This is a genomic window from Achromobacter spanius (assembly GCF_003994415.1).
Lineage (GTDB): Bacteria > Pseudomonadota > Gammaproteobacteria > Burkholderiales > Burkholderiaceae_B > Achromobacter > Achromobacter spanius_C.
This window is the reverse complement of the sequence record NZ_CP034689.1, coordinates 5,472,695-5,496,419: the sequence shown is the minus strand read 5'-3', so window position 1 is coordinate 5,496,419 and position 23,725 is coordinate 5,472,695. Positions and strand designations below refer to the sequence as shown.

The following is a 23,725-nucleotide window of genomic DNA, read 5'->3' as shown; positions in this document are numbered from 1 at the left end:
ACAGCGCGGGCAGCGGGCTGCGGGCTGCGGGCGGAGGGCAGCAACCCGCTTGCTGCTGATGCCGCCCGCCGCCCTGCCAGGCCAGGCTTCCGATCAGAACCGGTAATTCGCGCTGAGCTCCACGCGGCGGCCCTCGCCCACCAGCCATTGCGTCTGGTTGTAGTAGGCCGTTTCGGCGTACTGGCGGTCAAACACATTGAACGCGCGCAGAGCCAGGCTCAGGTCGCGTCGAGGTTCCCATTGCAGCGCCAGGTTGGTGGTGGTGTAGCCGGCCATCTCTAATCGGTTGGCTGCATCCGCATAGCGCTTGCCCACGTAGCGCACGCCGGCGCTGGCGGTCCACTGCGGCGCAAACTTCCAGCTGAGCCAGGCATTGGCCACGCGCTCGGGCACGTCCGTCGGTACGTTGCCGTTGCGCGACACGGCAACACCGCCCACCGATTCGTTGAAGTCGTCGTAGCGGGCGCGCAGCGCCACGGCGTTCAGGTCTAGCCGCCAGGCGGGCGTCAGTTCCACGCCCAGCGTGGCCTCGACACCGCGCGACGATTGCTCGCCCACCTGGATGCGCAGCGCGGGGTCGTTGGGGTCGCGCGTGACCAGGTTGTTCTTCTTGATGTGATAGACCGCCAGGGTCCATTGGCCCTTGTTGTCCCAGAACGTCTGCTTCACGCCGATCTCCAACTGCTTGCCCTGCGATAGCTCGTAGTTCTTGTTGGCGGGCGAGAGCAAGAGCAGGCTGCCGATGGGGTCGGCGGCTTCGGCGTATTGCGCGTAGACGGACACGGTGGGCAGCACGTCGTACACCGTGCCCACGCGCCAACCGACGTTGCTGAACGTGGTGCGATAAGCGGTTTCGTCGGCCACCAGATCACGCCGCTTCAAGTCGATATGGTCGTATCGCAGCCCCGCCAGCAGCGACCAGCGGCTATTGAGCATCAGCCTGTCTTCGGCAAACAGCGCGTACTGGCTGGCCGTGTTGCGGTAGCGCGGCGTGGTGCCGGCGACGTTGATGAAGCGGCCGTGGTCCACATCATAGGCATCCACCACCGACGTGCCGGAGTACGGCGAATTGTTGGTGTGCTTGAGCGACGCGCGGTTCAGTTCGAAGCCCACCGCCACCTTGTTGGCCAGGCCGAACAGATGCCCGTCGAAGGCGGCATCTGTGACGGTGCCCGTCTGTTCCTGGTCGTGGCCGATCTCGGTGTAGCCGCTGCGTTCGATCAGGTTGCCCGGCAGCCAGGTGTAGTTTTCGGCGTTGCGGTAGTCGCGATTGCTGCCGATGTAATAGACGCGGCTTCTTACCGTGGTGGCGGCGTTGGGCGACCATTCCGCCTTCAGTTCCGTGCGGCTGTCGCGGTAGATGATCTTGCTGTCGGCCACGTTGTAGTTTTGCCTGGCCAGGCCGTAATTCATCGTGCCGTCGACCAGGGGTGTGCCGAAGTAGCGGGTGGGCTCCTGCCAGGCATAGGCTTGCGTCAGTGTGAAGTTCAGCTCGGGCGATACGTCCAGGCGCAAGGCGGCGGTGACGGCGGCGTCGCGCGAGTCCCCCAGGCTGATGCCGGAGTCCGTGTGGTTGCCGCTGACGTCCAGCCGGTACGACCACTTGTCATCCAGCGCACCGCCGCTGCCAAACCCGAAACGCTGGGTATCGTGCGTGCCGATGGTCGTCATCAACTCGTTTTCAATGGGACCGCGCGTGGGTTTCTTCGGGATCACGTTCACCACGCCGCCGATGGCGCCTTCGCCGTACAACACCGACGCGGGGCCGCGCAGCACTTCAATGCGGTCCACGGCCCAGGGGTCATACATGAAGGTCTGGCCCACGCCGCCGTACTGGCGCACGCCGTCATACAACTGGGCGACGGAGTTCGAATCGGTGAACCCCCGCGACGACAGAGACGACCCGCCATTACCCGGATGACGCATGGCGCTGATGCCCGCCGCCTGGGTGATGGCATCGGTGACGGTAGTGGCGCCCCGCGCGCGCAACTGCTCGTTGCTGATGATCTCGATGCTGGCGGGGGTCTCGAACGGCGTCAGGCCCAACAGGTTGCCGGTGGCGGTGGGTTCGAGCAAGGTGGGTGACGGCGCATCGCCCGACACGGAAATCACGGGCAGGGTGGCGACGGGCGCGGGTTGCGCGTGCAGTACGGGCAGCACGGACGTGAGGGCAAGCGCGGTGGAGGTAGCCACGCCCATCGCCAGGCGATTGGGCACGCGTTTGGCCACGCGATTGGTGGCGCGATTGGCGACGCGAATGGCCACGCGCCGCTTCAGGGCGCGGCGCGCCCTGGCGGAAGGAAAAGTCATGAGGTTTCTCGGTAAGCGAAGACAGGCCGCGCGAAGGCGGCAAGGGAATCAGCTAAATACCGAGACGAGAGGCGGGGCACGCGCGCCCAGCGGCGCCCCAACAAGCGAAGGATGAATGGATGCGGGCGGCGCGCGTGCCGCCTGCGGATGCACCATCACGGCCACCATCGCCACCAACAAGACAGGCGAGGGCGGCAGCGCCACGGCGGCAAGCGCCATGCCCACCGGACACGTGGCGGCTTGCGCCGCATGCCGTTCGTCGGGCGCCTGGTCTGGCTTTGACGGCCCCTGCACCCAGATGGGGCCGGCAGCGGAACACAACTGAATCAGCGTGCCGCTCTGATGGGTAGCAGGCATGAAGCCCTGCGGCACAATCGCCTTCAGCGCAAACAGCATCAACACCAGCCAAAGGCCGGCGTTGCCGCGAGTCAGAGAAGACGAAGTTGCGCGCATGGTGTCGCGCATTCTAGCGGGATTTTGTTGGCAGGCCTACGAAGGCCGAACTAGCGGATTGCAATGCATGGACGGACGTGCCGCTGCTTGATACCGCAAGTCAGAAGCGGGCAAAGAACCGCTCATGCACCGCTGTCCGTTCAACCTTTGCCCCCGCGCCGACGAAAATATCGACTCTGCTGAAGGGCTGCGTAAGCTCGACATGGTCAGGGCTTTGACCGGGGAACGTGATCAATATCCACATGTCCGGCCGTGGAAACATCGCGGTACGAAATCTCAATGTCTGGCCGGGCGTCATGCCGAGCTTCAACGTGTCGTCGTTGTCATTGAAAAAGACGCGGATAGGGGACTCGGCATCCTTTGAATAGTGCAGCAGCACGACGGGAGAAAACGCACCCCATAGCGCAACACTCGCCCACAACCCCGCGACGACAACGCAAATAGTGCCGAGCACAGCCGCCAGGAAACGCACGGCGTTCCTGGGGCCAACGATTCCAGTCATGGGATTCCTTTGCAGAGAATGGCGTCCTGACCCAGGGTAACGGGAAACGCCACATCAGAGATCTGCCGGTCAAGCCTGCGGGGCTCGATGCTCGGTAGAACGATTGTTGCGCGCCAGGCAACACCATGGTCCCTTGCCCGGGTCTACTGCTGCGCTGTCAGCCGACCTACGATTTGGGCGTCGTTCAAGCACGCGTAATCGCCGGCTGAGCCCAGCCGGAACACGCCCACCTATCCAGGAGAATCACCATGAGTCAACGTCTTAACGCCTTTGCGCAATCGCCCGAGCTGTTCAAGAAGTTCGTCGAATTCGGCATGCTCTTGAAGAAGAGCGCGATTGAATCGTCCATTCTGAGCCTGGTCGAGATCCGCGCGTCGCAGATCAACGGCTGCGGCTTTTGCCTGGACATGCATGTGAAAGAAGCCAAGATCCAGGGCGAACGCGAACTGCGCCTGCATCATGTGGCGATCTGGCGCGAATCCACCGAGTTTTCGCCGCGCGAACGCGCTTGCCTGGCCTGGACCGAAGCGCTGACCACGCTGGGCGCGCACGGCGTGTCCGACGAGATCTACGAGCGTGTGCGCGGTGAGTTGTCCGAAAAAGAAATCACGGATCTCAGCTTCGCGGTCATGGCCATCAATGGCTGGAACCGCCTGAACGTCGGCTTTCGCACCGTGCCCGGTTCGGCGGACAAAGCCTACGGCCTGGACAAAGCCATATTCAGCTAAGGACGCATCATGAAAATCCTAGTCATTGGCGGTACCGGCCTGATCGGGTCGAAGCTCGTCACACTGCTTATCGAGCGTGGCCATGAGGCCACTGCGGCTTCGCCCGCCACGGGCGTGAACACGGTGACCGGCGAGGGCCTGGATGATGCGCTGGCGGGCGTGGACACGGTGGTTGACGTGGCCAACTCGCCATCATTTGAAGACGCGGCGGTGCTGGCGTTCTTTCAGGCCTCGGGGCGCAACCTGCTGGCGGCCGAAGCGCGGGCCGGCGTGCGCCATCACGTCGCCCTGTCGGTGGTGGGCACGCATCGTCTGGCGGAAAGCGGGTACTTTCGCGGCAAGATCGCGCAGGAAGACCTGATCGAAGCCGGGGGTATCCCTTACACCATCGTGCACAGCACACAGTTCTTTGAATTCCTGGGCGGCATTGTGCAGTCGGGCGCGCAGGGCAACGAGATACGGCTGTCGCCCGCCTATGTGCAGCCGATTGCGTCGGACGACGTGGCGCTGGCCATGGCCGACGCCACCTTGGGTGCGCCGGTGAACGGTACGGTGGAAATCGCCGGCCCGGAGAAGGTGCGTCTGGCCGATCTGGTGCAGCGCTACCTGGGTAAAATCGGCGACACCCGCCGCGTGCAGGCGGACCCGGGCGCGCGCTATTTTGGCGCATTGCTCAACGACGACACGCTGGTGCCACGATCGACCCCGCGCCTGGGCAAGATCGACTTCGACACCTGGTTCAGTCAGTCGGGTGCAAATTCCGGCGCAAAAAAATAGCAGCGGAAAGCAGCGGCGGAAATTAGCGGCGGAAATTAGCGGCGGAGACAAGGAACACCATGAGCAAACTGCGGCCGCCTTCCCAGGCTCTTCTGGACAAGTACCGGGGAGGGGATTTTCATCCCCTCTACACCACCAGCGTGACGGTGCGCGGCGGGGAGGCCGCGCATGGCCGCGCCTCGGGCATTGCCATTTCTGATGATGGCGAATTATTTGTAGAACTGCGCTTGCCCGTTGAGCTGGGCGGCAAGGGCGGGGGAACCAACCCCGAACAATTGTTCGCGGCTGGCTATGCGGCGTGCTTTCATGGCGCGCTGAGCATGCTGGCCGAACGTTCGGGCCTGTCGTTGCCGGAAGCGTCGGTGACGGCCACCGTGTCGTTCGGCCGCGACCCGGTCGATGGCTTGTATGCGCTGAAGGCCGAGGTCAACATCCATCTGCCCGGCGTGGCCCGCGACGTGGCCGAAGAACTGGTGCGCAACACCGAACGCCTGTGCCCGTATGCCAAGATGGCCCAGGGCGGCATCGAAAGCGTGGTGGCCCTGACCCAATAGAGGCCTGGGTGTCAGCGGCCTATGCTGGTTTGGGCAGCAGGCTGTCCAGAATCTGCAGATCCATGGCGCGGATGCGTTCGGTCATGTAGTCGATGAACACGCGCATGCGCGCCGGCAGATGCTGGCGGCTTAGAAAGCACAGGTAATGGCCACGGTCGTCGGGCGCATGTTGCGGCAGGCAGGCCACCAGCCTGCCCGCGCGCAAATGGTCGCAGACCTGATACGCGGCCATCTGCGCGATGCCGTGCCCGTCCAGCACCGACTGCAACACCAGGTCGGCGTCGTTGAAGGTCAGCATGGCGGGCGGCGCCACCTTGCGCAGATGCCCCGCCACCTTGAATTCCCATTCGTACACGCGCCCCGACGCCAGGCGGAAGTTAACGCAGTTGTGGGCGGCGATCTCGTCAACGCTGCCCGGCAGGCCGTGCGCGGCGGCGTAGGCGGGCGACGCGCACAGCAGCATCTGCATGGGTATCACCTTCTTGGCGATCACCTGGCTGTCTTCCATGCGGCCATTGCGAAACGACACGTCAACGCGGTCCGTCGTGAAATCGGTGGGGCCGTCATCCAGCAGCAATTCCAACGAGATACCCGGGTTGGCTTCGCGAAAGTCGTGCAACAGCGGCGCAACGACTTTGCGGCCAAAGCCCACCGTTGAGCACACGCGCAGTTGGCCAGAGGGCGGGCCTTCGCGTAGTTCGCGCATGTCGTCCAGGGCCTGGATGATGCGTGCCACGCCCGGATGGCATTGCTCGTAAAAGCGCTGGCCCTCGGTGGTTAGCGAGGTGCTGCGCGTGGTGCGCACGAACAGCCGGGTGCCCAACTGGTCTTCCAGCTTCTGCACGCTGCGACTGACGGCCGAGCGACCGATGCCCAGCCGGTCGCCCGCCTTGGCGAAGTTGCCTTCGGTGGCAACGGCAAGAAACGCCACCACGCCGGCATAGCTGGTGGCGAAGCTGTCGGCCAGGGAATCTGGTCCGTTGGGGGCGGGAATGGCAGGGGAGGGTGTCGACATGATGGCGGCGCCGCGATTTTGGTTGATCCTACTGCTAAGACGGCGCGCGGGGCAATCTTGTGACACGGAACGCAAAAAAAACTGGCTTCCCTCTAGGGAAAGCCAGTCTGGTACCGCAAAGTTTGATAAGTCCCTTATTGAATAGGGGTCAGGATGGGCGCCCCTTTTTTCTTGATCAGCACCACCAGGAACTTGGCCGGCTGAGTCTGGCTGGCGTTGCGGCCCACGGTGTGGATGTCGTCCGGGCCTTCAAAAAAGGTCTGGCCCGGGGTCAGCGTCACTTCCTTGCCGCCCTTGACCTGCATGACGATGCTGCCTTCCAGCACGTACACGAAGCTATAGGCGTCGTGGCGGTGAACGGGGTCGACCGCGCCGGGCGGATAGTCCACCGTGATCATCACTGCATCCTTGCCGGGAATATCCGGCAGGGCTTTTGTCATGAGTTCCGTGACGATGGCATCGGCGGGCGTGGCGGAGTGGGCCGGGGCCGCGGCATGGGCAAGCGGGCTCAGCAATGCGCTGGCGGCGAGAAACGGTAACCCGAACTTGGTGATCTTCGACATGGCGTGTCCTTGGTGGAGGTGTGACAAGCCCATCGTAGAAGTGCCGTCCGCGCGGCGGTAGGCCCGCGCGAGGGACCACCATGTTGCCCGGCATGCAACAACGCCGCGCGCATGAATACCGGCGATCAGCCTTGCTGCGCCAGCGCGGCCGCGATGCGCGCCAGTTTGTCGGGGTTGCGTTGCACCAGCACCCGCGTCAGGCGCTCGCCGTCCGTCTCGTAGGACTGCACGGATTCAAGCTGGCCATCAATGAAACGCAGCAGCGTCCATTCTCCGTTCACCTGCACCACATCGACATGCAAGGCATCACGGTAGCGGCGCTTGCCCGCGTAGAACAGTTGCGCCAGGCGCTTGCCGCCCACCAGGCTGGCAAAGCTTGTGACCTTGTCGCCACCGTCGCCAATGAGTTCGGCGTCGTCGCTCAACAAGGCGTGCAGGCCGTGGAAGTCGCTGCGCTGCATGGCGTCGGCAAAGGTCAGCAGCAGGCGGTGCAGCGTTGCGCGCGGCACCGTCTCGCGCGGGGTGCCCTCGCGCAATTGCAGCCTGGCTCGCCGCACCAGTTGGCGGACGGCGGCCGGGGTCTTGTCCAGCGTTTGCGCAATGTCTTCGTAGTCGGCGTCGAACACGTCGCGCATCAGAAAGGCTGCGCGGGCGTCGGGTGACAAGCGTTCCAGCATGAACAGAAACGCCACCGACACATCGTCGGCCAGCTCGTGGAGTTGTTCTGGGGTGGACGGCGCGTCCATCAGCATGGGTTCGGGCAGCCAGACACCCGTGTAGTTAGCGCGTTCAGCCTTGGCGGCGCGCAGGCGGTCGATGGACAAGCGCGTGGTGGCCGTGACCAGCCAGGCTTCGGCGTTCTGCACCGCGTCGCGATCGGCGCCGTGCCAACGCAGCCACGCTTCCTGCACCACGTCTTCCGCTTCCGCAACCGCGCCCAGCATGCGATAGGCGATGGCGTACAGGCGGGGGCGGTGACACTCGAAGAGGGACGCGGAGTCGGTCATGGCGGTGGCCAACGCCCACGGAAGGCAGGCGTGAAGCTGCGTATTTTGCCGCAGCGCGCAAGCGGCGACAAGCGCGAAGCGGCTGCGCGCGGGCAGGTTTGTCATGTCCGCCCGCCACGTCAGAGCGTGCCAATCGGCGGCTTGCCTTGCGCCCGCGACCGGCGCACGCGCCGTGCGTAGCGGTACGCCAGATACGTCGCCGCCAGTACGCCAAGCGCGATCAGCGCCTGGCCACCCACCGCCGACAATGCCGCCAGCAGTTGATGGATCTGCGCCGCGAAGCTTGCGCCCAGCACCAGGCCCACCGACGCCCATAGCGCCACGCCCACGCAGTCGTGCCAGATGAAAGACCGCAAGCGCACACCCATCGCGCCGCAAAGCGGCACGGCCACCAACGACAGCCCGGGCACGAAGCGCGCCACGATCAGCAGACGCACCCCCCAGCGGCCGAAGAACTTTTCGGTTTTCGTGACGCAGGCATCGCGCGACAGCGTCAGGTTGCACACCGTGTTCAGCGTGCGTGGGCCATAACGCACGCCGCCCACATACCAGATCAGATCCGCCAGCACGCCGGCCACCACGGCCGCGCCCAGCATCAGGCATAGCGGCATGGCCGTCACCCATAAGCCGGCGGGCTGCAGCGCGTGGCAGGCGCCCACGGCGATCAGTGTGGGCATGACGGGCAGCGGCAGACCCAGCGACGCGCCCAGCACGTTAAGAAAGACCAATAGCGCGCCGTACTGCGCGACCCACTCATGCGGCGGCATGGGAGGCGAGGGTCAAGGTGCCGCAACGTTCTGTGTTCACGATTTTTCGCCCTTCTATCAGAAGTGGAGGGAATGGCGTTGCGGCAAAGGCGCTTGCGCAACCGTGCCCATGCAACGACGGACCCCATGCTAGAGACGCGGCGCGCGACGCGGTAGGCGTGGCAAAGGACGCATGGTGTTGTGCGCGCGACAACAATTCCCGCCCCGATGCGCATTGGTGCTCGCGGCACAACAGTGCGCTTCCCGTCGAGGACCTACCGCGCCTGGAGGGCCAGACCTACGATGCCCTCGTCATCTTCTTTCCACCCAAGGGGCATTCATGAACGACTCCCACAACGACATCGGCAACACCGCCAACGCCACCCGCCGCACGCTGCTTGCCGGCAGCGCGGCGCTGGCGGCCAGCGCTTTCGCGCTTGGCGCGCAAGCCAGTTCGCAACTCAATCCGCAAGGCAAACCGCAACGCAATTCGCAAACCCACCAGGGCACATCCATGACTTCCAATACCTTCACCACCCAGGACGGCACGCAGCTTTACTACAAGGACTGGGGCGACGGCCCGGTCGTCACGTTCTCGCACGGCTGGCCGCTGAACGCGGATGCCTGGGACGGGCAAATGCACTTCCTGGCGCAGAACGGTTTTCGCGTCATTGCGCATGACCGTCGCGGCCACGGCCGGTCGGCGCAGCCCTCGTCCGGCAACGATATGGACACCTATGCCGATGACCTGGCGCAACTGCTTGACGCGCTGGACGTGAAGAACATCACGATGGTTGGCCACTCCACGGGCGGCGGCGAAGTGGTGCGCTACATCGGCCGCCATGGCGCCAGGCGCGTTGCGCGCGCCGTGCTGATCGGCGCGGTGCCGCCGGTGATGGTGAAGTCGGCATCCAACCCCGAAGGTCTGCCCATCGAGGTGTTCGACGGCATCCGCAAGGGCGTGGCCGGTGACCGCTCGCAGTTCTACAAAGAATTGGCCGTGCCCTTCTACGGCGCCAATCGCAACGGCGCCAAGGTGTCGCAGGGCATGCTGGACCAGTTCTGGTTGTGGAGCATGCAGAGCGGCCAGAAGAACGCCTATGAATGCGTCAAGGCGTTTTCTGAAACGGACTTCACGGAAGACCTGAAAAAGATCAGCGTGCCGACGCTTTTCATGCACGGCGAAGACGACCAGATCGTGCCGCTGCACGACTCCGCCAAGAAGGCCGCGCGGCTGGTCAAGCATGCCAAGGAAATCTATTACCCCGGCGCGCCGCACGGCCTGACCGCCACGATGCAAGACCGCATCAACGCTGACTTGCTGGCCTTCCTGCGCGCCTGATCGCGCGACGGGGTCTTTTCACTGCGGTGCTTAGCCGCAGTGCTTTACCGCTGTTCATCACCCCCCCTCTTCATTGCGGCCGGCCCGGCCACCCCTCAGGAGATTTGCCATGTTTGCCACTGACAACATCCAACCAGCCAACGCCCACCAACCCGTGGATCTGGTCCCTTCCCGCTACGCCGTGCAAGTGGGCGATATTGACGCACTGGTCGTCAGCGACGGCGTGCTGCCGCTGCCTACCGCCACCATGGCCACCAACGTCGATCCCGCCGAGCTGGCGAATTGGCTGGACTATATGTTCATGCCGCCCGACGCGTTCGACTGGCCCTTGAACGTGATGGTGGCGCGCAGCGGCAAGCAGACCATCTTGATCGACGCCGGCCTGGGCGGACAGTTTCCAGGCTTTCCGCGCGCCGGGATGGTTCCGCAACGCCTGGAGTCTGCCGGCATCGCGCTGGAGTCGGTCACCGACGTGATCATCACGCATATGCACATGGATCACGTGGGCGGCCTCTTGGTCGACGAGGTAAAGCGGCGTTTGCGCCCCGACGTGCGCATCCACGTTTCGGCGGCTGAAGTCGACTTCTGGACCTCGCCCGATTTCTCGCAAACCGTCATGCCCCAGCCGGTGCCGGCGGTGCTCAAGACCACCGCCACCGCTTTCTACAACGAATACCGCGACCGCCTGCACATCTTCCAGGACAAGCACGAGGTTGCGCCGGGCGTCTTCGTGCGCGTCACGGGCGGCCACACGCCCGGGCACGCCGTGGTTGACCTGGTGTCGGGCGGCGAACGCCTGACCTTTGCCGGCGACGCGATGTTTCCGGTGGGCTTTGACCACCCCGAATGGCAGAACGGTTTTGAACATGATCCCGAAGAATCGACTCGCGTCCGCATCGGCCTGTTCGAAGAGTTGGCGCAGAACCGTGGGCTGCTGGTGGCAGCGCACTTGCCGTTCCCGTCCGTCGGCCGCATCGCGGTGGAAGGCGACGCCTATCGCTGGGTGCCGGTCATCTGGGACTTCTAAGCGCCACGCCGCCCGTCGATATCAATCAAGGAATACACATGAAGAAGCTTGCAGGAAAAACAGCCGTCATCACGGGCGGCAACAGCGGCATCGGGTTTGCCACGGCCCAGGCCTTTGTCGCCCAAGGCGCGCGCGTGGCGATTCTTGGGCGGCGGCAAGGCGCGGTGGACCACGCCGTGGCGGCGCTTGGCGCGTCCGCCTTCGGCGTGGTGGGCGACGTGGCCGACCTGGCCACGCACGACCGCCTGATGGCACAGGTGCATGAACGCTTTGGCCCCATCGACATCTACATGGCCAACGCCGGCATGAACCACATTGAACCGTCCACGGCGGTCAGCGTGGACAGCTACGACAGCCAGTTCGCCGTCAACACGCGGGCGCTGTTCTTCGGCGTGACCAAGGCGTTGCCGGTCATGTGCGATGGCGGCAGCATCATCCTGACCAGCTCGATCGCCAGCGCCAAGGTGCTGGAGCACCACGCGGTCTACGCCGGCTCAAAGGCGGCCGTCGAAGCCTTTGCGCGCGCCTGGGCATTGGAGTTCAAGAGCCGCAAGATCCGCGTCAACGTCCTCAGCCCCGGCCCCACCGACACGCCCATCCTGGAAAAGCTGGGCGTGGCCGACGCCGACCGCGCGGCCTTCGAGCAAGGCATGGCCTCGGCCATTCCGCTGGGACGGATGGCGACCCCGGACGAATTGGCGCGCGCCGCCTTGTTCCTGGCGTCGGATGACAGCAGCTTCATTACCGGCGTCGTCTTGCGGGTGGATGGCGGGATGGCGCTGACCTGAAACGTGTCAGTCGGCCCTGACCGCGTTGCTTGCGCAGGACAGCGATGCGGTCGGGGCCGCCACTGACCAATAACCACTGCGGGAGGCCTGAACATGGCCGTCGACCCTCACATCAGCGCTTTCTTGGTCAAGCTATCCAGCCTGTCCACGCCGATGGTGCTGCAAGAGATCCGCGCCGCGACCGAAGTCAGGCTGCGCGCCCTGCAAGGCGATACCGAAGCCGTGGATGCCGTCGCCGATTTGCAGGCGACGTGCCACGACGGGCAGCCGTTGCGGATCAGAGCCTATACGCCTGCCGGATGCGGAAAAAAGAAGTCCATGCCCGCCATCGTGTTCGCGCACGGTGGCGGGTGGTTCCGGAGTTCGCTTGATCTGTACGACAACCCGTGTCGTGCCTTGGCCAACGCCACCCGCTGCAAGGTGTACTCGGTGGATTACCGGCGGGCGTTCAAGCACAAGGTTTCCGTGGCGGTCAAAGACGTGTACGCCGGCCTGCAATGGGTCAGCGTCAACGCCGACATGCTGGGCATCGACAGGCAGCGCATCGCCGTTTGCGGAGACAGCGCGGGCGGCAACCTGGCGGCCGCCGCAGCGATCATGGCGCGCGACAGGGTGGGGCCGGCAGTCGCCCACCAACTGCTGTTCTATCCCGTGATGGACTATGCGTTCAGCGCGCAGTCCTACCAAGACTACGGCCGTAATTTTTTCATGGCCGAAGAGACCATGCGGTACTGCTGGTTTACCTACCTGCTGAACGAATCGGAGGGCGCATTGCCTCATGCGTCACCGTTGCGGTTACAGACGGCAGCGGGCTTGCCCGCCGCCACGGTGCTGGTCAGCGAGTACGACCCCTTGCGTGACGAAGGCGAAGCCTATGCGAAACGCCTGCGCGAGGGCGGCGTGGTGGCCGACACACACCGATTGCCCGGCATGGTCCATGCGTGCATCCACATGCTGGGTCTGACGCCGGCTGCGCGCAGCTTGTTCGAGCTGGCCGGACGTGCGATGCGCATGGCATTCAAGTCGAAAGCGCCTGTGTAATTGCTGCCGCTTTCCGACCAATACTCCATACCCCATCTTGGGTATCCCGCTACCCGCACCCGCGCGGTAGGCGGGGCTACATTGAAAACTCCAGGGTTATTCACCGCAAGTGTGGAGATTTCAATGAAAAAATCCATCATTCCCTGCGCTGCCTTTCTGCTCTCGACGCTGGCCTTCAGCGCCACGGCACAAACCGTCACGCCATTGAAAGGGCAGTCTGCCGAGCTCATGCAGCAGGACATCGCCGCGTGCCAGGCGCAGGCCGGCGGCACCAGCAGCGCGGACAGCACGCCGTCGGGCGGCCGTGCCCGGGGCGCCGCGACAGGCGCGGCGGCGGGCGCGGCGGTGGCCGGCGCGCGCGGCCGGCAACATGAAGAGGCCTACGACCGGATGGACGACGACGTCAAGCAGGAATACCGACAGAACCAGGCCAAGGACGCGGCAGTGGCCGGCGCGGTCGTGGGCGGCTCGCGCCAGCGCCAGGACCGCCGCGACGACAGGCAAGACGCGAGCCAGGCGTCTTCCGCCTATGCCAGCTGCATGCAGCAGCGCGGTTATCAGGTAACGCCCTGATTGATTCCGGCTGGGCGGTAGGGCGGGAAGTACGCTGCGCCATGATCCGATGGCCGGCGGCGGGGTAAAGTTGACGCCTTTTCCCCGATTGGCACCCAGGCATGGCAACGAGACCGCACCCTACGGTAAAAACGTTTGAGCTCGACACGCTCAAGATGCGGATGGGCGACGCCGAGTTTCAGCGTCTGGACCTGCACCAGCGCATCCAGCGGGCCTTACGCGCGTTGATCCTGGACGGGGCCTTGGGCGCGGGCGTGAAGCTGCCCGCCACGCGCGGGCTGGCGCTGTCCCTGGGGGTGGCGCGCGACACCGTCGAGAACGCCTATGTGCAGCTACACCGTGATGGCTACATCGTCCGGCGCGAAGGCTCGGGCAGCTACGTATCCGACACGGTGGGCGCGGTGCTGCAAGGCGCGGCGGGCCGGCGCATGCCGCCGCGTCGCGTTGCCGGCGCGCAGACTCCGGCAGCACTGGCTGGATCCGGCCTGAGCCAGCGCGGCAAGAGAATCCATGACAGCGGCGGCGTGGCGGACTATCAGGCCGTCAAGGCGTTCGCCACCGGCCTGCCCGAAACGCGCACGTTTCCCACTGATGTCTGGGAGCGTTTGCAGCGCCAGGTCGTGAAGGACCACCGCGCCAGCGCGTTGCTGCATGGCGACCCGCAAGGCGCGGAACCACTGCGCCGCGCGATTGCCGCCTATCTGAACCTGGAGCGCGGCGCCAGGGTGTCGGCGGACCAGATCCTGGTGTTGAGCAGCACCCGGCAGGCGCTGTACCTGTGCGCGCAATTGCTGGTGGACGCGGACGGCCCCATCCTGATGGAGAACCCCGGCTACTTCGGCGCCCGCAAGGCGTTCGAAGCCGCGCAAGCCCGAGTTGTGCCGATCGACGTGGACGCGCAAGGCATCCGCATGGACCTGCTGCGCCAGGACCAAAGCGGCGCTCGTTGCGTTTACGTGACGCCGTCGCATCAATATCCCACGGGCGCCACCTTGTCGCTGGAACGCCGGCTGATGCTGACGCACTGGGCCCATGACCACGGCAGGTGGATCATCGAAGACGACTACGACAGCGAATTCCACTACGACGGCGTGCCCACGGCCTGTGTGCAGGGGGTGGACCCGTTTGAAAGGACCTTGTATCTGGGCACCTTCAGCAAGACGCTGTTTCCCGGACTGCGGATGGGATACATGGCGTTGCCGCGCGAGTTGGTCAGCGCCTTCGCGCGCGCACGCAGCATCATGGACGGCCATACGCCGCAGGTACAGCAACTGACGCTGGCGCGCTTCATGGAAGACGGCCACTACAACGCGCATGTGCGCGCGATGCGCAAGCTGTATGCGGCGCGGCGGGCGTGCATGCTGGAGGCGATTGGCCGGCATCTGGCGGGCATCGCCACCGCGGTGAAGCCGCCGGGCGGACTACAGGTGCCGTGCTTGTTGCAGCCGGGATGGTCCGAAGCCAAGACCATCCGGCAAGCGGCCGACGCCGGCCTGGTGCTGCCGGGCATCAGCCGCCTGTATGCGGGCGCGGAGCGTCTGGAAGGATGGCTGTTGGGGTATGCGTCGCTGGCGGAGCACGAGATCGAGGCTTCGGTGCTGCGATTGCGAAACGTCTTGACCGCCCGCCGCGCCTAGGGCTTTGCCGTGCTGCCGACCAGCGTGCGGTGCCCGCCATGGATCAACAGGTGCGCGGTCAGACCGGCCACCAGCCCCCAGAACGCACCGCCTACGCCCAGCATGGTCACGTTCGCGGCGGTAGCCAGGAAGGTGATGAGCGCGGTCTCGCGGGTGCGGGCATCGGCCATGGCATTGGCCAGGCTGCCGCCGATGGCCCCCAGCAACGCAAGCCCGGCCAGCGTGGTGATGAACGCCTTGGGCAGCACCATGAACAGCGTGGCCAGCGTGACGCCGAACGTGCCCACCAGGATGTAAAACACGCCGCAAGCCAGGCCCGCGATGTAGCGTTTGCGCGGATCTTCATGCGCGTCGCGGCCCGTGCAGATGGCGGCGGTGATTGCGGCCACATTGAAGGCGTGCGCGCCAAACGGAGCCATCAGCAACGAGCCCAGCCCCGTGGTCACCAGAATCGGGTTGGCGCTGGTCTTGAAGCCGTCGTTGCGCAGCACCAGCATGCCGGGCATGTATTGACCCGTCAGCGTAATGATGAACAAGGGCAGCGCCACCCCCAGCAAGGCATTGAGCGAAAACCGGGGCATCTCGAATACCGGCGTGGCCAGGCTCAGGTGGACGGCGGAAAAGTCGATGCGGCCTTGCAGGATCAGCATCGCCAGCCCGATCACCAGTATGCCGACCACGGCGAAGCGTGACGTAAACCGCTTGAGCAGCGCGTACGCAATCACCAGCACAATCACCAGCAGCGGGTCGACGCTGGCGCCGCCAAAGGCATTGACGCCGAACTGAAGCAGAATGCCCGCCAACAGCCCCGCCGCGATGCCGCCCGGAATCAGGCGGACAAGCTTTTCAAAGGCGCCTGACATGCCCAGCACCACGAAGCCCAGCGCGGAAACGATGTAGGCGCCGATGACTTCGCCATACGGCGTGAACGGCATCACCGTGGCCAGGAACGCCACGCCCGGCGTGGACCAGGCCGTGATGATCGGTTCCTTGTAGCGAAAGCTGAGCCACGCACCCGTGACGCCCACCCCCACGGAAACCGCCCATACCCACGAAGCGGTCTGCCCCGGCGTCAACCCAGCCAGTTCGGCCGCCTGGAACACCAGCACGAACGTGCCGCCGTAATTCACCAGCACGGAAATAAGCGCCGCGACGGTCGGCGAGAAAAAGTCGGCGGCGCGCAGGCCGGCCGGCGATGGGCTCATGAAATCACTCCACACGTTGAAAGGCACCCGGCCGGCATCCAAAAGATTGCCGGCCGGGACGCGAAGCGGAAAGTGTAGGGTGAGGGTGGCTGGTCTATTCAGGCCACATTTCGGGATACCACCAGACCACTTTTTTGGCAGCGCGGTATGGGCTGCGCGCTATTGGCAGCGCTGTGTCGGCAAGCCGTAGCCGATCGTGATGGCGTTGGCGGGCACGTCCTTGAAGGCGGCGGCGGCAGCGTCGTCGAAGCGGGTTTCGCAGTTGAACTTGGTGTTCAGCACGTAGTCCTCGCCCACGGCCTTTTTCATCTGGGCTTCCCATTGGTCGGCGGCGTCCAGTGCCTTGTCGCCGGCCAGCACCATTTCCATCAAGACTTCCATGCCGCCCGACGAGCGCGGCGCCGTCCACAGCGCGAAGGCCGACGGGTCCGCCGCGTTGCCGCACTGCGTCAGGCAGTCGGCCGTGTAGCGCTGGCCCCGGCCAAATACGCCAGGGGTGATCGTCTGCCCGGCGCGGGGCGCATCTTCGCCGATGAAGCTGCGCAGGTCGGCCTCGCAACCCTTGGCCAATTCCATGCGCAGCGCGGACACTTTGCCGTTGCCGATGGTCGCCGTGATCTGGCAGTTCTGCACCACGAAAACGTGGTCCTTGCCGGAGGATTCGCGGGGCACGCCGGCGATCGACTCAAAGTAACGCTGATCCGTGCCCAACATGGCGCCGTTGAAGACTTCCTTTACCGTCGCCGCCTGTGTAGCGCCTGCGCCGGCAATCAGAATACCCAGGGTCAAGGCCTTCAGTTTCATACGAGTGACACTCCGTGGTGATGGGGCGCGAGCCGTGCGGCTTGCCTGCTTCGGCTGCCTGCTCCGGCTGCATGGATCGGCATGCTGCCACAAAGTGTTTACCGCTGCACCTCAATGTGGATGACCGCATGCGTGGTTCGGCCCAAGGCATCCACCGCAACCGTGACCGGCATGTCGCGCACGTCGAATTCGTGGATGGCCTCCATGCCCAAGTCCGCGAACGCCACCACGCGGGACGACGTGATGGACCGCGCCACCAGATAGGCGGCGCCACCGACCGCGCTCAAGTATGCGGCGCCATGCTGTTTGATGGCGTCGATGGCTACCTGGCCTCGTTCCGCTTTGCCTATCGTCACCAGCAGTCCGGTGTCCGCCAGCAGTTGCGGCATGAACTTGTCCATGCGTGTGGCGGTGGTCGGCCCGGCCGGCCCCACGGCTTCGCCGGCCACGGCGTCAACCGGCCCCACGTAGTACAGCGCGCGACCGCGCAGCGGCACCGGCAAGGGGGCGCCCTGGTTCAGCAGGTCGGCCATGCGTTTGTGGGCGGCGTCGCGCCCCGTCAACAGCTTGCCCGACAGCAACAGCGTTTCACCGGCCGCCCAGGTGGCGACTTCGGCTTGTGTGAGGGTGTCCAGGTTTACCCGTCTGCCTTCCTGCGTGGGCAGCGCGTCCGGGATGCCGTCCCAGGTTGCTGGGTCGGGCGGCGGGAACCGCGCGGGTCCGGCAGCGGGCATGTCGAAGGACACAAAGCGCGTGGCGGCGCAGTTGGGTACCAGCGCCACCGGCAACAACGCGGCGTGCGAGGGCGCGGTGGCGACCTTCACGTCTAGCACCGTGGTGTCGCCGCCCAGGCCCTGCGCGCCGATGCCCAGCGCGTTGACCCGTTGGTAGACCTCGATGCGTAGCTGTTCTTCGGGCGTAAGGGCGTCGGGTTTGCCGGTCTCGGGCTTGCCGGCGCCGCGCGCCAGCAATTGCGCCATGTCGATGGGCGCAAACAAGGCGCGCTTGGCCAGGGCAACCGCCTGTTCAGGCGTGCCGCCGATGCCCAGGCCGAGCACCCCGGGCGGACACCAGCCCGCACCCATGCCCGGCAATTGCGACACCACCCAATCCGCAACGGAGTCGCTGGGGTTGAGCATCGCGTAGCGCGTCTTGGCATCCCCGCCGCCGCCCTTGGCGACGACGGTCAAGCGTAGTTCCTCGCCCTCGACCAGGTCGACTTGCAGGACAGCGGGCGTGTTGTCGCGGGTGTTGCGGCGTGCGCCGAGCGGGTCTTGAATCATCGACGCGCGCAGTGGGTTGGTGGCGCAACCGTAGGCGCGGGCGACGCCTCGGTTGACGATGGTTTGCAGGCTGGGCGTGGGGCCCGGGCCGTCATGCTGGATGCGTACATCCATCCCCATGCTGACGTAGATGTGCACCACGCCCGTGTCCTGGCAGACGGGTCGGCGGGCTTGCGCGCTGAGCTTGCTGTTGATCAGCAGTTGCAGCAGCGCATGGCGGGCCGCCGCCTTGCTTTCGACCGTGTGCGCCGCCTTCAGGGCTTGCACGAAGTCCGCCGGATGCGTGTGGCTGATGGCCTGCAACGCGTCGGCAATACTCGATTCAATATCCGTGGCAGCGACGACGCGCATGATGGCTCATCCTTACTGCAAGGTGATGCCGGCTTGCTTGATCACCTGCGCCCAGCGTTTTCCTTCGTCGGCGGTGAACTGCTGGAAGGCGGCGGGCGCGTACTGATCGGCAGGCAGCAGCTTGATGCCTTGTTCCACCATCTTTCCGGTGAACGTGGTGTCGGCCAGCGCCTTCTGCCAGGCTTGGTACATCGTTTGGACCACCTTGTCGGGCGTGCCCTTGGGCGCATACAAGCCGTACCACGTGGACACCTGGAAGTTCGGTATCGCTTTTTCCGCCATGGTGGGCACGTTCGGAAACTGCGGCATGCGCTCAGCGGAGGTCAGGCCCAGCGCCCGAACCTTGCCGCCCTGCGTCTGCGGCAACGCCGTATTGGTCTGGTCGAACATGGCATCCACTTGATTGCCCATCAGGTCGTTGAGCGCCGGCCCCGCGCCCTTGTAAGCGATAGGGGTGACGGTGATGCCGGCCTGGCTGGTGAACATGGCCGCCACCAGGTGCGACGTAGACCCCACGCCCGCATTGCTGAAGTTGAGCTTGCCGGGATGCTGCTTGCCGTAAGCGATCAGGTCCGACACGGATTTATAGGGCGACGATTCTCCCACCAGCAGCACCAGCGGCGTGTCGGGAAAGCGGAATACGGCCTGGAAGTCTTTTACCGGGTCGTATTGCAAACGGGCGTAGAGGGACGGCGCCGCCGCCATGTAGCCGATATGGCCTACCAGGAAGGTGTAGCCGTCGGGCGCGGATTTGGCGGCCTTGGCCGCGCCGATGGTGCCGCCCGCACCGCCCACGTTCTCAACCAGGATGGTCTGCTTCAGTTCTTGCGCAACGCGGTTCGCCACGTTGCGCGCCATGGCGTCGGTGGGGCCGCCCGCCGCAAAGGGAACGATCCAGGTAATGGCCCGGGAAGGGTAGTTGTCTTGCGCTTGCGCGCCCATCGGCAAGGCGAACGCGCCCGCGACGGTCAATGCCGCCATCCAGTTCTTCATGACTTGTCTCCGTTGTGCTGCTGTCTTTTTATGAATCAGAAAAGGCTGCCTTTCAGGCTGGCCCGGTGTAGGGGTGGGCCAGCACCTGGTCCACCATCTTGGGGGCAGCCCCCAGATAATTAGCGGGGTCGCACAGGTGTTCGATGGCGTCGTCGGCCAGGCGCTGGGTGACCCGCGCATCTTTTTTCAGCACATCGGCCAGGCGGCCGCGCGTGGTGGCGGCGATGCGGCAGGCGTCATACACGATGTCGTGCGCGGTCTGGCGGCCGATGTGCGGGGCCAGGCCCATCATCACGGCTTCGGCCACGATCAGTCCGCCGGACAGGTCCAGGTTGCTTGCCATGCGGGCCGTGTCCACTTCCAGCCCGCCCAGCATGAAGCGCGCCTGATGCAGCGCGCCCGCGGTCAGCACAAAGGCTTCCGGTACGGCGGACCACTCGATGTGCCACGGTCCCGTGGCGCGTTCAAAGTCTTGCAGCATGGCGTCCAGCGCCAGGCCGGCATGCTGGCGCACCGTCTTGGACGCGCTCCACATCAGTTCGCACGAGATCGGATTGCGCTTTTGAGGCATGGTGCTGGACGCGCCGCGACCCTTCACGAACGGCTCGAAGGCTTCGCCCAGTTCGTTCGTCATCATCAGCATGATGTCCACGGCGATCTTGCCGAGCGAGCCGGCGACCAGGGCAAGAAATTGCACGGTCTCGGCCAAGCCGTCGCGGGCCACGTGCCAGGTGATGGGGGTGGCGCCCAAGCCCAGTTCCTGCATCAATGCCGCATGCACCGCCAAACCCTGTTCGCCCAGCGAGGCCAGCGTGCCTGCCGCGCCGCCAAACTGGCCGATCAGCACGCGCGGCCGCAGTTGCGCCAGCCGCTCGCGATGGCGGCGCACCATCAGCAGCCACACGGCGGCTTTGTAGCCGAAGGTGATCGGCAGCGCATGCTGCAAGTGGGTACGGCCGGCCATCGGCGTATCGCGATACCGCAACGCCAGCGCATCCAGAATGCCGTCCAGTGCCGCCAGATCGTCGTCGATGATTGTCAGGGCATCGCGCACCTGAAGCACGGTGGCGGTGTCCATGATGTCTTGCGTGGTCGCGCCCCAATGCAGGTATTCGCCCTCCGCGCCGCACTGGCGCGACAACTGGTGTACCAGCGGCAGGATGGGGTAGCCGACGATCTCGGTTTCGGCGCGAAGTTCGTCCATGTCCAGGGCGGCGGCGTCGGCGCGCGCTTCGATGGCATCGGCGGCCGACACGGGGATGATGCCCAGCCTGCCTTGCACGCGGGCCAGCGCCACTTCCGTTTCTACATAACGCCGCACGGTGGCGGCGTCGTCAAACACCGCGCGCATCGCGGCGGTGCCGAACATGTTTTTGAACAGGGTGGATTCAAGGACGGAAACCGGCATAAATGTACGCTCTATAAAAGTTGTACGTACATTTAAGCAGGCGCAAAAGGGAACGTCAACGCCGGGGATTACCCGTAGAGCCGGGTGGCGCCGGGGCAGCAGATAGAATGCGGGGTGTCGTCATTTCGCCCCTTGCCATGTCCATCACGCTGTACACCCGTATCTCGGAAGAATTGGCGCGACGCATCGCGGCCGAGGTCTATCCCGTGGGCACGGTATTGCCCGCCGAGAACGCCCTGGCCGAAGAGTTCGAGGCCAGCCGCCATACCGTCCGCGCCGCCCTGCGCCAGTTGCAGGACCTGGGCCTGATCGCGCGTCGTCGGGGCAGCGGCACGGAGGTCATTGCCGCCCGCTCCAAGGCCGGTTTCAGCCAGTCGCTGCGTTCGCTGGAAGACCTGGTGCAACTGGCCGCGCGCACGCCGCGCAGCATCCGGCAGATTCAGGAAGTGGTGGTGGATGTGGAACTGGCCGTGCGGCTGGGGGTGGGGCCGGGCACTCGGTGGTTGAAGTTCTCATCCACGCGCGGTGCCGAAGGGCAGCCGCCGGTCGTGTGGACCGAACTGTACGTGGACGCGCACTACAAGGGCGTGCGCAAGCTGGCGCGGGAACATCCCGACCGCCTGGTGTCGGAACTGATCGAAGAGCATTACGGCAGGCGCATCGCGTCCGTCGAGCAGACGATATCCGCCTGCGCGCTGCCTGCGGCCGTGGCGCGTGAACTGGACGTGGCGCCGGAATCGCCAGGCCTGTTCATCCTGCGGCATTACAAGGACCAGGCCGGCCATATTGTCGAAGTGTCCTGCTCGCACCATCCAGCCGGCCGCTACGAGTTTTCGACGACGCTGATCCGCGAGAGCTAGCGTCGTCCGCAGTCTGGATTACTTCTTGCCGTTGTTGCCCGCCAGCGCCGCCGTGATGCCCAGGCCAATCAGCATCGCGCCGCCTACATAACGTTCAAAGTGCAGGTAGGCACGGCTGCGGCGCAGCCAGCGGCCCGCCGCGCTGGCTGCCATGGCATAGCAAGCGTCGCTGAGCAGGCCCAGCAAGACAAACACCAGTCCCAAAAACACCACCTGCGAGGCCACGTGCCCACGGCTGACGTCCACGAACTGCGGCAGGAACGCCAGGAAGAACAGGGCCGTCTTGGGGTTGAGCAGGTTGACGATGAAGCCGTCGCGAAACATGCGGCCATAGCGGCGTGACTTGGTCGGTGCATCCAACGTGGCGGGAGCGGGACGCGTCAGGATTTTTTTCAATCCAAGCCAGATCAAATATGCCGCGCCCGCGTATTTCACGATGCTGAACGCCAGTGCGGAAGATGCCAGCAGGGCGGACAAGCCCAGCGCCGCCGCCAACACGTGCACCAGCGTGGCCGTGTGGATGCCCAGGTCCGACACCAGCCCCGCCTTGCGGCCTTGTTCTACCGACTGGGTAATGATGTAGAGCACCGCCGGGCCGGGAATGGCCAGCAAGACCAGGGCGGCGCTGATGAACAGCGTCAAGTCGGCGGTACTGGGTATCACGAATTCCATGGCTGGCGCTCCGAAATCGGGGTGGAAGAGGGTGCATTACTGTAGCGCGGCGCGACTAATACGCAACAGGATTTTGTCGCAGTCCGCCTGCCTCTAGATATCCAGTTCCAAAACGCCGCTTGCCCGGGATACGCAGATCATCATGCAGGCGCCGCCCTCGCGTTGCGCATCACTGAGGACGTAGTCGCGATGGTCGACGGCACCCGACAGCACCCCCGCTTCGCAACTGCCGCATAGCCCTTCGCGGCACGCATGCGGCCACGCGATGCCGGCGTCTTCCAGCACTTCAAGCACCGATTTGTCGGCCGGTACGGTGTATTGGCCGCCTGATCGCGCCAGGACAATTGTGAAGGCACCGACACCGTGGGATGCTGGCTCGCCCGTGTTGGTGGCGCCGGTGGACATGGCGCGACCGGCCAGGTCAGGCGCCGAAAATCTCTCGGTATGAAAATGCGCCCCGGGCACATGCCGTTCGGCGCAGGCCCGACCCACGGCGTCCATCAAGGAGGCCGGCCCGCAGCAATAGACGTGCGACGCGGGGCGCGAAACCCGTTCCAGATACGCGCCGACATCACAGCGCACGCCGGCCTGCTCGTCGTCCATATGCAGACGCACCTGATCCGGGTATGGCGCCAGATCTTCCAGGAAGGCCGCATGCTGTCGGCTGCGCGCGCAGTACAGCAAGGTCCAGGGTTCGCCGCGACGCTCGCACGCCAGGATCATGCCCAGGAAGGGAGTGATGCCGATACCGCCGGCAATGAATACATGCGCCGCTGCCTGAGCGTGCAGGCCGAACCGTTGGCGGGGCTCGCCCACGCGCAGGGTGTCGCCCACCCGCAGCGCGTCGTGGATATGGCGCGAACCGCCCCGGGACGCCGGCGCCAGGGCCACGCCCAGGCGGTAATGGTCGCGCTGGGCGGGGTCGCCGCACAGCGAATACTGGCGAATCAATCCCTTGCCCACGTCCACATCAATATGCGCGCCGGCCTCATAGGCGGGCAGGTTGGCGCCATCTTCGTTACGCAGCAGCAGGCTCACAACGCCTTGCGCCTCGCGCGTGATGTGCTTGACGATCAGGGGCCGCAT

24 protein-coding genes are annotated in these 23,725 nt (G+C 65.1%); 10 read left to right on the top strand and 14 right to left on the bottom strand.

Features of this window, described 5'->3' with window-relative positions; all coding sequences use genetic code 11:
• Window positions 1-93: 93 nt before the first annotated feature.
• The 3 genes from ELS24_RS25215 to ELS24_RS25205 all read right to left on the bottom strand — a co-directional run bounded on the left by ELS24_RS25215 (window position 94) and on the right by ELS24_RS25205 (window position 3,265).
• Window positions 94-2,310, bottom strand: a complete 2,217-nt coding sequence (locus ELS24_RS25215; RefSeq protein ID WP_428839665.1) for a TonB-dependent receptor — start codon at window positions 2,308-2,310, stop codon at window positions 94-96.
• Between the two features lie 48 nt (window positions 2,311-2,358).
• Window positions 2,359-2,763 carry a DUF2946 family protein gene (locus ELS24_RS25210; protein ID WP_127185661.1) on the bottom strand — a complete coding sequence of 135 codons (405 nt, stop codon included), beginning with the start codon at window positions 2,761-2,763 and terminating at the stop codon, window positions 2,359-2,361.
• Between the two features lie 100 nt (window positions 2,764-2,863).
• A complete protein-coding gene (locus ELS24_RS25205; protein WP_127185660.1) occupies window positions 2,864-3,265 on the bottom strand; it encodes a hypothetical protein in 402 nt (133 codons plus the stop codon).
• Between the two features lie 248 nt (window positions 3,266-3,513).
• On the opposite strand from ELS24_RS25205, the gene ELS24_RS25200 reads away from it, so the two are divergent.
• From ELS24_RS25200 to ELS24_RS25190, 3 genes are read left to right on the top strand one after another with little or no spacing between them, the layout of a single operon-like run.
• Window positions 3,514-3,993 (top strand): carboxymuconolactone decarboxylase family protein, encoded by a 480-nt coding sequence (locus ELS24_RS25200; protein WP_050445476.1) that lies wholly within the window; start codon window positions 3,514-3,516, stop codon window positions 3,991-3,993.
• A 9-nt stretch (window positions 3,994-4,002) separates the two neighbouring features.
• Complete coding sequence (locus ELS24_RS25195; RefSeq protein WP_050445475.1) at window positions 4,003-4,770, top strand: SDR family oxidoreductase; 768 nt, start codon at window positions 4,003-4,005, stop codon at window positions 4,768-4,770.
• 59 nt (window positions 4,771-4,829) lie between these two features.
• Entirely contained in the window at window positions 4,830-5,324 is a 495-nt protein-coding gene (locus ELS24_RS25190) for an Ohr family peroxiredoxin (protein ID WP_050445474.1), read from the top strand.
• Window positions 5,325-5,343: 19 nt separating this feature from the next.
• Here the strand turns inward: ELS24_RS25190 and ELS24_RS25185 are convergent, their stop codons facing one another.
• The 4 genes from ELS24_RS25185 to ELS24_RS25170 form a co-directional block, all read right to left on the bottom strand.
• Complete coding sequence (locus ELS24_RS25185) at window positions 5,344-6,339, bottom strand: LysR family transcriptional regulator (protein WP_050445473.1); 996 nt, start codon at window positions 6,337-6,339, stop codon at window positions 5,344-5,346.
• 134 nt (window positions 6,340-6,473) lie between these two features.
• A complete protein-coding gene (locus tag ELS24_RS25180) occupies window positions 6,474-6,902 on the bottom strand; it encodes a cupin domain-containing protein (RefSeq protein WP_127185659.1) in 429 nt (142 codons plus the stop codon).
• A 125-nt stretch (window positions 6,903-7,027) separates the two neighbouring features.
• Window positions 7,028-7,909 carry an RNA polymerase sigma-70 factor gene (locus ELS24_RS25175; protein WP_050445471.1) on the bottom strand — a complete coding sequence of 294 codons (882 nt, stop codon included), beginning with the start codon at window positions 7,907-7,909 and terminating at the stop codon, window positions 7,028-7,030.
• A 119-nt stretch (window positions 7,910-8,028) separates the two neighbouring features.
• Window positions 8,029-8,676, bottom strand: a complete 648-nt coding sequence (locus ELS24_RS25170) for a DedA family protein (RefSeq protein ID WP_050445470.1) — start codon at window positions 8,674-8,676, stop codon at window positions 8,029-8,031.
• 319 nt (window positions 8,677-8,995) lie between these two features.
• On the opposite strand from ELS24_RS25170, the gene ELS24_RS25165 reads away from it, so the two are divergent.
• The 6 genes from ELS24_RS25165 (at window position 8,996) to ELS24_RS25140 (ending at window position 15,063) form a co-directional block, all read left to right on the top strand.
• Complete coding sequence (locus ELS24_RS25165; protein WP_050445469.1) at window positions 8,996-9,997, top strand: alpha/beta fold hydrolase; 1,002 nt, start codon at window positions 8,996-8,998, stop codon at window positions 9,995-9,997.
• A 109-nt stretch (window positions 9,998-10,106) separates the two neighbouring features.
• Window positions 10,107-11,024: an MBL fold metallo-hydrolase gene (locus tag ELS24_RS25160; protein ID WP_127185658.1), complete on the top strand. Its 918-nt coding sequence runs from the start codon at window positions 10,107-10,109 to the stop codon at window positions 11,022-11,024.
• A 38-nt stretch (window positions 11,025-11,062) separates the two neighbouring features.
• A complete protein-coding gene (locus tag ELS24_RS25155) occupies window positions 11,063-11,812 on the top strand; it encodes an SDR family NAD(P)-dependent oxidoreductase (protein ID WP_050445467.1) in 750 nt (249 codons plus the stop codon).
• A 93-nt stretch (window positions 11,813-11,905) separates the two neighbouring features.
• The gene (locus tag ELS24_RS25150) at window positions 11,906-12,853 is read left to right on the top strand and encodes an alpha/beta hydrolase (protein WP_127185657.1); all 948 of its coding nucleotides are present in this window, start codon (window positions 11,906-11,908) and stop codon (window positions 12,851-12,853) included.
• 123 nt (window positions 12,854-12,976) lie between these two features.
• On the top strand, window positions 12,977-13,426 hold the full coding sequence (locus ELS24_RS25145) for a YMGG-like glycine zipper-containing protein (RefSeq protein WP_127185656.1): 450 nt from the start codon (window positions 12,977-12,979) through the stop codon (window positions 13,424-13,426).
• Window positions 13,427-13,527: 101 nt separating this feature from the next.
• Window positions 13,528-15,063 (top strand): PLP-dependent aminotransferase family protein, encoded by a 1,536-nt coding sequence (locus tag ELS24_RS25140; protein WP_127185655.1) that lies wholly within the window; start codon window positions 13,528-13,530, stop codon window positions 15,061-15,063.
• Here ELS24_RS25140 and ELS24_RS25135 read toward each other — a convergent pair.
• From ELS24_RS25135 to ELS24_RS25115, 5 genes are all read right to left on the bottom strand, one after another.
• Window positions 15,060-16,268, bottom strand: a complete 1,209-nt coding sequence (locus tag ELS24_RS25135; RefSeq protein WP_127185654.1) for a benzoate/H(+) symporter BenE family transporter — start codon at window positions 16,266-16,268, stop codon at window positions 15,060-15,062. The genes ELS24_RS25140 and ELS24_RS25135 overlap by 4 nt on opposite strands.
• 159 nt (window positions 16,269-16,427) lie before the next feature.
• Window positions 16,428-17,072: a hypothetical protein gene (locus ELS24_RS25130; protein WP_127185653.1), complete on the bottom strand. Its 645-nt coding sequence runs from the start codon at window positions 17,070-17,072 to the stop codon at window positions 16,428-16,430.
• 98 nt (window positions 17,073-17,170) lie between these two features.
• Window positions 17,171-18,706 (bottom strand): fumarate hydratase, encoded by a 1,536-nt coding sequence (locus ELS24_RS25125; protein ID WP_127185652.1) that lies wholly within the window; start codon window positions 18,704-18,706, stop codon window positions 17,171-17,173.
• A 12-nt stretch (window positions 18,707-18,718) separates the two neighbouring features.
• A complete protein-coding gene (locus tag ELS24_RS25120; RefSeq protein ID WP_127185651.1) occupies window positions 18,719-19,699 on the bottom strand; it encodes a Bug family tripartite tricarboxylate transporter substrate binding protein in 981 nt (326 codons plus the stop codon).
• A 52-nt stretch (window positions 19,700-19,751) separates the two neighbouring features.
• A complete protein-coding gene (locus ELS24_RS25115; protein WP_127185650.1) occupies window positions 19,752-21,107 on the bottom strand; it encodes a class-II fumarase/aspartase family protein in 1,356 nt (451 codons plus the stop codon).
• 107 nt (window positions 21,108-21,214) lie between these two features.
• On the opposite strand from ELS24_RS25115, the gene ELS24_RS25110 reads away from it, so the two are divergent.
• Window positions 21,215-21,967 carry a GntR family transcriptional regulator gene (locus ELS24_RS25110; RefSeq protein ID WP_240669379.1) on the top strand — a complete coding sequence of 251 codons (753 nt, stop codon included), beginning with the start codon at window positions 21,215-21,217 and terminating at the stop codon, window positions 21,965-21,967.
• A gap of 18 nt (window positions 21,968-21,985) precedes the next feature.
• On the opposite strand, the gene ELS24_RS25105 is transcribed toward ELS24_RS25110, so the two are convergent.
• Together ELS24_RS25105 and ELS24_RS25100 are read right to left on the bottom strand one after the other, a co-directional pair.
• Entirely contained in the window at window positions 21,986-22,639 is a 654-nt protein-coding gene (locus tag ELS24_RS25105; RefSeq protein WP_050445460.1) for a LysE family translocator, read from the bottom strand.
• A gap of 93 nt (window positions 22,640-22,732) precedes the next feature.
• Complete coding sequence (locus ELS24_RS25100) at window positions 22,733-23,725, bottom strand: PDR/VanB family oxidoreductase (protein WP_127185649.1); 993 nt, start codon at window positions 23,723-23,725, stop codon at window positions 22,733-22,735.